We start from the raw sequence: 9084 nt of genomic DNA on the forward strand, positions 1-9084 counted from the left end.
GTACGGGCTAGCACTGCGGCAGTGCGCCCACGTAGTTGTTGCTGTTGTTACCGTCGACGTTGAACCAGGCCAGTGGCGTGTAGTACTGGCCGCCGTTGGCCTCGATCCGGACCCAGCGGGTGCTGTCCTTGTTGTTGTTGTAGTTGTAGGCGTACACGCGGTCACCCGTGGTCCAGCAGAACGCCTTGTAGTTCTGTTTGTGAGTGGTCTTGCCCACGACCGTCTTGTGGAGGACCGCCGGGCTGGTCTGAAGCTCGAGCGCGTTGTCAGGGCTGTTGCACCAGGTACGGGTCGCGGGGTCGCTGCCGTTGTAGTTCTGGCAGTAGGCCTGGCCCCAGACGTCGGCGGTGGCCTGCCGACCGGTGCCGCTCGCCGACCCGGCCGGCGTGGTGATGGTGACCGTGAAGTCGTACGCCGTGCTGGGGCGCAGGCCGCCCACGGTCAGGGTGTTCGAGCCGCAGTTGTTGCTCGCCTGCTGCCCGCCCGCCGACACCGTGCAGGTCGCCGTCGTCGCGCCGCCCTTGTCGGCGGAGAAGGTGACCGAGATGGACGTGGCGCTCGCCGCCGACGAGCCGGTGACGGTGACGCCCGGCGCCTTGATGGTGGTGGCGGTCGTCGTCGCGTCCGCACCGTTGCCGGCGGCGTTGACGGCGTGCACCGCGACGTTCACCTTCTCGCCGTTGCCGAACCCGTTCATCGTGGTCGACGTGGTGCCGCTGCCGACCTGTTGGGTCTTTCCGTTGGCGGTCACCACGTAGCCGGTGACGGGTCGGCCGTTCGACGCGGCGGGGTTCCAGCTCACCGTGACCGTGCCGGCCTTGTCGGTCGCCGTTCGCGCGACGAGGTTCGCCGGCTTGCCCGGTACCGCGTACGGCACGACGGTGTTGCTCAGCGGCGACGGCTTGGAGTTGGCGCCCCGGTCGTTGACCGCGGTCACGGTGAACGCGTACTGGGTGCCGTAGGCCAGTTGCTGGCCTGCCGGGATGCTCACCGTCGTCTTGTCGGTCTCGGCGACCTGGACGGGCGGCCCGCCGGCCGAGATGGCGGAGACGAGGTAACGCACCACCTTGCGGCCCTGCCCGTTGGCCGCCGGCCACGTGACCGTCACCGTGCCGTCCTTGTTGTCGGCGGCGGTGGCGCTCGTCGGCGCGTCCGGCACCTCGGCGGTGGGTACGACCGGGTTGGCCGCGCGCTTCGGGCCGCTGCCCTTGGCGTTCACCGCGTACACCGTGAAGGTGTACGTCTGGCCGTTGGTCAGGCCGGTCACGTCCAGTGACCGTTGGTTGGCGCCCACCTCGTGCGGCTTGCCGTCGCCTTCGACGACGTACTTCATGACGGGCGCGCCGTTGGGCGGCGCCGGGTTCCAGGTCACCCGCGCTTGTGCGTTGCCGGCGGCGGCGCGCACGTTGACCGGCGCGCTGGGCGGGCCAACCGGCGGCCGCTGCGGCGGTGGTGGCGGAACCGGCGGCGGTGGGTCGCCGCCGAGGACGTTGTTGGCGTACTTGTCGACCAGCTTGGCGCGGCCCTGGAGGTCGACGACCTGGGCGTTCGACCCGCTCGGGGCGTTGATGAAGAGGTGGTCCTCGCGCACCTCGAGGTCGAGGAGGCCGCCGGCGGAGTTGGGCAGCGTGAGGGTGGTGGTGAGGTGTCCCGCCACGTCCAGGACGTACACGTTGCCCGTGGCCTCGTCGCCGCAGTAGAGCCGCTTGGCCCACGCCACGCACGGCTTCAGCTTCGCGCCCTCGCCGGGAACCGTGAACGTGCCGGTGACCCGGTCGCCGCTCACCACGTACACGTTGCGACCGTCCACGACGGTGACCGGCACATCCGCGCCGTTGGTGCGCAGCGGCATCGCACCCGGGCCGGACAGCGACAGCGAGATCGTCCTGGTGACGTCGCCGCGGAAGGTGGTGAGCACGGCGGCGGTCTTGTCGAGCACGGCCACGCCGCTGTCGAGCACCGACAGGGTGAGGTCGTGGCTGGGGTCGGCAACCTGGGACGTCTTGACCTTCGGTTCCCCGGCGGCCGATCCGCCGGCGCCGCCGTTGGCCGACGGCTTGCCGGCCGGCACCTCGGCCGGCTCGATGGCGGCCACGGTGCCTTCACCCGGTACGAGCAGCCACAGCCGGCCGTCGGAGTCGAACTCCCCGCCGGACAGGCCGGGCATGAACCGCAGCGGCGCGCCGATCGGGGTGAGGGTGGCCGGGTTGAGCTGGCTGACCACACCCTGCACCGCGTCGATGACGAAGGCTGCGTCCCCGTGCAGAGCGACCGTGACGCCGAGGCCGGCGGTGGTCTGGGTGCTGGCGGCCAACTGCAGGCTGGCCAGGTCGAGCACGCTCACCTTGCCGGTGGTCAGGTCGCGGAGGATGACGTACCGGTCGGTCTGGCTGACCTGCACGGTGTGGCCGAGGGAGTCGGAGACCTTGTACCGGGTGTCGACCCGGCCGGTGACCCCGTTGACCCGGGCCACCTCGCCCTTGTTGGTGCTCCACAGCCACGACGCCGCGTCGAAGTTGGCGATGGCGTTGTTTGCCGCGCCGAGACCGAAGAGGGTGGCGCCGATTCCGAGCAGCAGCGCGGTCACGGTGCCGACCGTCACCAGACCGCCGCGTCCACGCGCCAGCCTGCGCATTCGTGTGCTGACCATCAGCACTCCTCCCCGTAACCGGCGCCCATCTTATTCGCTGCTCGAGCGGCGTCGATACCCGTGTGGTATTGCTGTGGAAAACTCTGGTAACCGCAGTTCAGCCCCGTGGGGTGGGGGACGCGCCGCGCCTGGTGCAGGCGAGTTGCGACGGGACGGTGCGCTGGGACGAATACACCGCCGCGACCATGAAACAATAGTCGGCCGTCGAGCTGATGCCGTGGAGAGTGTAGGTCGTCTTTCCGGACTCGACGGACTGAAGAGGACTGAACCCGCTGCCCTCCCGGCCGCCGGCCACAATGAACGGTACGGTGCCGTTTGACGGATCTGTCCAGGTCAACGTGACGGAAGAGCCGTCGTCGCGCACCTTGAGGTCGCCGGGCGGCTTGAGCGCGTCGGCGCCGGCCGTCGCGCTGGCCGCCGGGCCCGGGTCGCGGGGCGGCGTGCGGAGCACCAGGAAGCCGGCGATACCGCCACCGACCAGCGCCATCGCCGCGACGACGACCAGTACCAGCAACGGCGCGCGGGAGTGGCGGCGCTCGTCCCGGTCGTCGGGGGACCAGGTCGGCGTCGGCCGGAACGCGGGGGGTGCCGAGGGCGGGATGGGCGGCGCGGAGCGGGGAGCGGCCGGCGGGATCCGGTCGCTCGGGTGCCACACCGGCGGCACCGGGTCGGACGGGTGCGCGACCGGCGACACCGGGTCGGCGGGGTGTGCAACCACCGGCGGGGGTGCTGCCGGTGACGGTGTCGCACGGTGCGTCGACTGTGGTGGGTTCGGTGTCGGGTGTGGCGGATGCGGCGCCTGCCGGGTCGGCCGCGCGGGCGTGACCGGCGGGGCAGCGGGCGTGGCCGGCGGGACCGGGGGTGTCACCGACGTGGCCGGTGGGGCCGGCGTCACCGGCGCGACCGGCGGCGCGGACGCGGGCGTCGACGCGCCGGCATCGAGGTAGCGCCGTGCCGCCCGGACGTACTCGTGGTCGGGGCCCAGCACCGCCGGGCCCTGCCGCAGCAGCCGGGTGAAGTTGCGCCGCGCCTCGTGCCGGTTTCCCAGCTCGTCCGCGAGCATCGCCAGGTCGTACGAGAGCGATAGCAGCGTCGGGCTGTCCCCACCCGGCGTGAACTCGCCGGCGGCGATCGCCTCCTCCAGTAGCCGGCGCGCGCCCGACAGGTCGCCCGAGTCCCGGTGCAGCGAGGCGAGCAGTCGGGTGGCGGCGAGGACCTCGGGGTGGTCGGGGCCGAGCATCGCGGCCGCCGGTTCGAGTGCCTGGTCCAGCATCGCCTGCGCGCCCCGCAGGTCGCCCCGGGTGGCGAGGGCGCGCGCGTGGTGCGAGACGGTGGTGAGGTGATCGGGCACGGACACGCCGCTATGCTGCCCTCCCGACCCGGCGGTCCGCTACCCGCCCCTCACCCCGACGTGGGGCGCGCGGTGATTTCGGTGACCAGAGCCGACCGGAACTCGCCGGGGGTCAGCCCGGTCTCGCGGACGAAGAAGCGGCCGAAGTTGGTGGGTTCGCCGAACCCGAGCCGCCGGCCGATTGCGGCTACCGGGTCGTCGCCGCACGCCAGCAGGCGCTTGGCCTCCAGCGCCACCCGCGCGTCGATGACCTGCTTGGCGCTGCGGCCGGTGGCGGCCAGGCAGGCGCGGGTGAGGGTACGCACGGAGACGCCGAGCCGCTCGGCGTAGTCCTCGACCCGCCGGGTCACCGCGAACGAGGCGGCCAGCTCCCGGTGGAAGCGGGTCAGGACCGCGTCGCCGGCCCACCGGGTGGCCGACGCGCCGGCGAGGGCGGCGACCCGTACGACCAGGACGGCCAGCTGATGCCGCAGCAGTTCGACCGGTACGCCCTCGCCGGCGGCGTATCGCTCCCGATCGGTCGCGAGCTGGGTGAACTCGCTGATTATCGCCTCCTCGTCCTCGCCGGTCGGCAGCCAGCTGACCGGTGCGAACGGGTCGCGCAGCAGGCCGCGCAGCGGGTCGCCGGGCCCGTCCGGGGCGGGCAGCAGCTCCGGGGTGAACAGCAGCACGTTGGCGTCCAGCCCCGGCTCGGTACCGAACTGGTGGACCTGGCCCGGGCGGCCCCACAGCAGCGTGCTGGGGCGGCAACCGTAGTCGACGAAGTCGATGGCGTGCCGGCCCCGGCCGGCGGTGAAGAGCATGAGCACGTGGCACGGGGCGAGCAGTGGCCGGGTCAGCAGCGCCGGCGGAAGGCGTCGCCGCAGGTCGCTCAGGCGCAACACGTCGAGGCCGGTGGCGGGGCTGCCGGCCGCGACGAGGAGCTGCCCGACTTCGACCATGATCAAACGCTACTGTACTCGATCGGAGCGATTTGAGCAGGTCAAGAAGGCCGGCGCGGGCACCGGGCCGCCGGTACTCGCGCCGGCCTGACCGGTCAGCGCTCCCGGCGCAGGGACTCGGCGAGTTCGTCCTTGTTCATTGTGGACCGTCCGGAGATGTCCGCCTCCTTGGCCATTTCGTACAACTCGTCGCGGGTCGCCTCGGTGAGGTCCGACCGGCCCTTGTCGTACGCGGCCGCGTGCTCGTCGTCGGAGTCGTAGCCGGCGCTGCGCAGCTCCGCCAGGCGCGCCCGCATGAACTCATCGCCGAGCTGTTCCAGGGTGGAGCGGTCGACGGCGTCCCGCAGCGCCGGCAGGATCTCGCTCTCCTCCTCCTCGACGTGGTGCTTGACCGCCTGTGCGAACTCGCTGAACATCTGGTCGAACTTCGGCGAGTCGAGGTTCTGCATGACCTTCTCCAGCAGCTCCTCGGCCTCGTGATGCTCGTCGACGCCGTGGTGGACCTCGTCCTTCTCGCTGGGTTCGGCCCTCGCCAGCGCCGGGTAGACCTTCTTCTCCTCGGCGCGCGCGTGCGCGGTGAGCCGCGCGGCGATCTCCTCCACCAGGGCTCGCCGGTCGCCCTCGCCGGCCTGCACCTGTTCGAACATGCTCTCCATGAGGCGGTGGTCGTTCATGATCAGAGTGACCGCATCTGACGCCATGATTCCTCCTGATTCTCGACTGTCACCGTCGTACCCGCCGATGAGCAGGCGAAACGATCAGAATCAACGCATTCGCACAGCTGGAACGGCCGACGTAGCGATCAGACCGCGGGCAGCTCGACGACCGGCCGTAGCGGCGGCGAGGTCTGCTGCCGCGACTGCGGCTGTGATGGCGACGGTTCCGGAATGGGCGACGGCATCGAGGCCGGCTCGGCCGCGGGTTCGGGGGATTCGAACGCCTCGATCAGGGCGAGGTCGCTCGGCAGCGCCACCACCTGAGGGGGTACCCGGTCGACGAGGGTCATGCCGGCCGGGTGCAGCTTGAGCAGCAGTCGCCAGGCCGACGCGGCCACCTCGGCGTCGACGTGGAGTTCGTGGCGCGCCGGCACCAGGCGCCGGCGGGGCGTGAGGTCACGGGTGCCGCTGAGGACCGCGTACCCGGCCAGCCCCAGCGCGCCGCCGAACAGCGCGCCGAGCGGCAGCCCCCACAGCAGTTCGCCGAGCGGTGGCCGGTCCACCAGGAACGTGAACAGCACCAGCAGCGCGCCCATCCACAGCCCGCAGCATAAGCCCACCGATCCGGCGCGGGTCGCGGTGACCGTCGCGCCGGGCTCGGTGACCAGTTTCAGGTCACCGCCCACCACGGACAGGCGGTGCAGCGGAAAGCGGGTACGGGCCAGCAGTTCGACGGTCCGTTCGGCATCGGCGTACCGGGCGAAGGACGCGACCTGGGTACGGCCGGCGAGCTGGGCGTGTTCGGCCATGACCGGGTGGGGCCCGGGAAGCGCACCGGCGCGGACGGCGTGACGGGTCTCAGCGGTCACGGGTATCGCCTCCTCGTGCCGGCCGGTCGGCCCTCGTCCGTTACCCGGATCCGGCGTGTTTACTCGGTGATCTCGTACCGGGGCGTACCGTGTTCTGCGTTGCGCCGAGCCGGTGACCGACCGGCCGGCGACACGCGAGCCGCGTCCGCCCCGGTGACGCCGCCGCGCCGGGCGGGTCGTGCCCGAAGCGGCCGCCAGCTGGGCGTCCGGATCGGACGCCGGGCCTCCTGGGCCGTTTGTGTGCAAGGCCGTGTTCGTGCGAAGCCGTGTGTGTGCGAGCTTCGTGCGAAGCCGTGTTTGTGCGAGTTGACCCCGACCGACCCGGTGCGCCGGCCCGTCGGGGTGCACAAGGGGGCGAACCGCGATGACCGTCGCGATCGACCGGGCCCGCCGACCGTCCCCGTCCGACGGGGACCTCGACGGGCGCGTTCCCGGTCTACTGGCGAGAATGTGCGCGCTCGCGCGGGACGATCCCGCCCGGGCCGAGGTACGCGCTGAGTTGATCAATCGGTGCCGGCCGCTGGCCGCATACCTGGCGAGGCGGTACCGCAACCGGGGGGAGCCGCTCGACGACCTGGTACAGATCGCCACCGTCGGGCTCATCAAGGCGGTGGACGCGTACGACCCGGAGCGTGGAGTGCTGTTCGGCAACTACGCGGTGCCCACGATCCTGGGTGAGATCAAACGACACTTCCGGGACCGGGCCTGGGCGCTGCGGGTACCCCGGCGCCTGCAGGAGCTTCAGCTCCGGATCTCGCGGGAGGCGGGGCCGCTGACCCAGCGGCTGGGGCGGTCCCCGACCGTCGCCGACCTGGCCGCGGACCTGTGCGAGCCGGAGGAGGACATCATCGCCGCGCTGGTCTGTGCCCCCGCGTACCGGGCGCTGTCGCTGCAGGCGGTGCTCCCCGGTACCGAGAGCGCGGAGCTGCTGGACGCCCTCGGCGCGGCCGACCCGCTGTTGGAAGGGGTGGAGCAGCGGGCGACGCTGCGACCGTTGATCGCCCGGCTGCCCGATCGCGAGAAGCGGATCCTCGGCATGCGCTTCTTCGCCAACATGACCCAGTCGCAGATCGCGGCCGAGACCGGGATCTCGCAGATGCACGTGTCGCGGCTGCTCGGCCGCTCGCTGCGGGTCCTGCGCGAGGCCCTGCTGGCGGACTGACCCGCCCCTGACCATGATCATGCGGCGCCGGTGTCACCGGCGCCGCATGATCACTGAGGGGTACCGAACTACCAGCGGCTCAGCCAGGGCAGGTGGGCGTTGAGCCAGTCGCGCAGCGCGGCGGCCTGGTCGACCCCGCCGTTGAGCCAGGGCAGCGACTTGTTGATCGCGAGGATGCCGAAGACGACACCGGCGATGCTGAACACCAGCCCGAACAGCGCCACGTGGTGGCCGGTCACGTGCCGGCGCGAGACCGCGGTCAGCGCCGCCGCCGCGAACAGCAGGCCGAGTACGCCGACCGCGATGGCGACCGGCGCCAGCCGTCCGCTGAGCGCGGCGAGGGTGGCGGTCACGCCGATGATCAGGCTGAGGGTGGCGGTGAAGCTGGTACGAGCCCAGCGCACCGGCTCGGCGACCTCGGCCCGGTCGGCCGCCGCGGTCTCGTCCCGCTCGGTCGCGGTCGAGCCGCGCTCCAGCAGGACCGGGTCGCGGACCGGGTCGAGCCGCCGGGTCTGCTCCGCCGGAGCGGCGACGGCGCCACCCGGAGGGACCGGGGCGACAGCGCCACCCGGAGGGACCGGGGCGACAGCGCCACCCGGAGGGACCGGAGAGGCGACGGCGCCACCCGTAGGGACCGGCTGGTCGCCGGACCGCTGGTGGCGCGGCAGGGCGGCGCCCCGCACGCCGTCGACGGCGCCCGCGTCGCTCGCCGTGTCCGGCAGGTAGCGCCGTTGGCCGGCGGTCTTGCCGGTGGCCGGCGCGTCGTCGGGTGTCGTAGCGGTCGTGGTTACCTGATCCGCGTCCCGCCCGTCGCGGGTCTGCTGCTTGTCCAGGCCAGTGGCCATCACGCACCTCCTATGGTTCGCCCGCCGCCTCGGTACGCGGTACGGGGGCGCACCGCGGGCGGGACATATTGATGAAGTACCCACCAGTGGCGCCCGCTACACGGTGGGGTTGGCCCGGTTGTGTCGTGGTTTGCGTAGGCGGAGTGGCGGGTACCCACGTGCCATGGAACGCGGCAATTCAAAGCACGGGCCACGGCTCGATGACGAGATGGAACACGAGGTTCGCGGCATGCTCCAGGGCGGGGTCGAGACCCGCGTGGAGGAGTGGCGCGATCCCGAGCCGCCCGGTGAGGACCAGCCGACCGCTACCCGTGCGCCCCGCGGGTACGAGCGGGCCGGCGCACCCATCGGCATGACCCCGGAGGAGGTCGATCAGCGCAGCCGGATCGGACGTTTCATCCCCATGTCGGCGCTGCCCGGCGACCGCGACGACCTGCTCGCCGCCGCCGAGGAGATGGAGGCGCCGGACGACGTCATCGACCGGCTGGCCAGTCTGCCCGCGGACCGGGTATTCGAGACGATCAACCAGGTGTGGGCCGCCCTCGGCGGGCACAACGAGGAGCGGCGGGTCTGATCAGATCCGGACACGACAGCGGAAGGCCGCGACCGG

The 9084-nt window shown here is 72.1% G+C and carries 8 protein-coding genes; 2 read left to right on the forward strand and 6 right to left on the reverse strand.

Annotation, left to right across the window (positions count from 1 at the left end):
• Positions 1-7: 7 nt before the first annotated feature.
• The 5 genes from Pme01_RS06885 to Pme01_RS06905 form a co-directional block, all read right to left on the reverse strand.
• Positions 8-2650 carry a fibronectin type III domain-containing protein gene (locus tag Pme01_RS06885; protein ID WP_168114851.1) on the reverse strand — a complete coding sequence of 881 codons (2643 nt, stop codon included), beginning with the start codon at positions 2648-2650 and terminating at the stop codon, positions 8-10.
• Positions 2651-2747: 97 nt separating this feature from the next.
• Positions 2748-4007 (reverse strand): fibronectin type III domain-containing protein, encoded by a 1260-nt coding sequence (locus Pme01_RS06890; protein WP_168114852.1) that lies wholly within the window; start codon positions 4005-4007, stop codon positions 2748-2750.
• Between the two features lie 44 nt (positions 4008-4051).
• The gene (locus Pme01_RS06895) at positions 4052-4942 is read right to left on the reverse strand and encodes an AraC family transcriptional regulator (protein ID WP_168114853.1); all 891 of its coding nucleotides are present in this window, start codon (positions 4940-4942) and stop codon (positions 4052-4054) included.
• 95 nt (positions 4943-5037) lie between these two features.
• Positions 5038-5643 carry a hemerythrin domain-containing protein gene (locus Pme01_RS06900; protein ID WP_168114854.1) on the reverse strand — a complete coding sequence of 202 codons (606 nt, stop codon included), beginning with the start codon at positions 5641-5643 and terminating at the stop codon, positions 5038-5040.
• 101 nt (positions 5644-5744) lie between these two features.
• Positions 5745-6467: a hypothetical protein gene (locus Pme01_RS06905; protein WP_168114855.1), complete on the reverse strand. Its 723-nt coding sequence runs from the start codon at positions 6465-6467 to the stop codon at positions 5745-5747.
• Positions 6468-6831: 364 nt separating this feature from the next.
• Between Pme01_RS06905 and Pme01_RS06910 the strand changes: the two genes are divergently transcribed.
• Complete coding sequence (locus Pme01_RS06910) at positions 6832-7629, forward strand: SigB/SigF/SigG family RNA polymerase sigma factor (RefSeq protein WP_168114856.1); 798 nt, start codon at positions 6832-6834, stop codon at positions 7627-7629.
• A 68-nt stretch (positions 7630-7697) separates the two neighbouring features.
• Here the strand turns inward: Pme01_RS06910 and Pme01_RS06915 are convergent, their stop codons facing one another.
• Positions 7698-8474 carry a hypothetical protein gene (locus Pme01_RS06915; protein ID WP_168114857.1) on the reverse strand — a complete coding sequence of 259 codons (777 nt, stop codon included), beginning with the start codon at positions 8472-8474 and terminating at the stop codon, positions 7698-7700.
• 163 nt (positions 8475-8637) lie between these two features.
• Here Pme01_RS06915 and Pme01_RS06920 point away from each other — a divergent pair, with 163 nt between their 5' ends.
• Positions 8638-9048, forward strand: coding sequence for a DUF2795 domain-containing protein (locus tag Pme01_RS06920; RefSeq protein WP_203935472.1), 411 nt, complete (start codon positions 8638-8640; stop codon positions 9046-9048).
• Positions 9049-9084 lie beyond the last annotated feature (36 nt).

This window comes from Planosporangium mesophilum, assembly GCF_016863255.1.
GTDB lineage: Bacteria > Actinomycetota > Actinomycetes > Mycobacteriales > Micromonosporaceae > Planosporangium > Planosporangium mesophilum.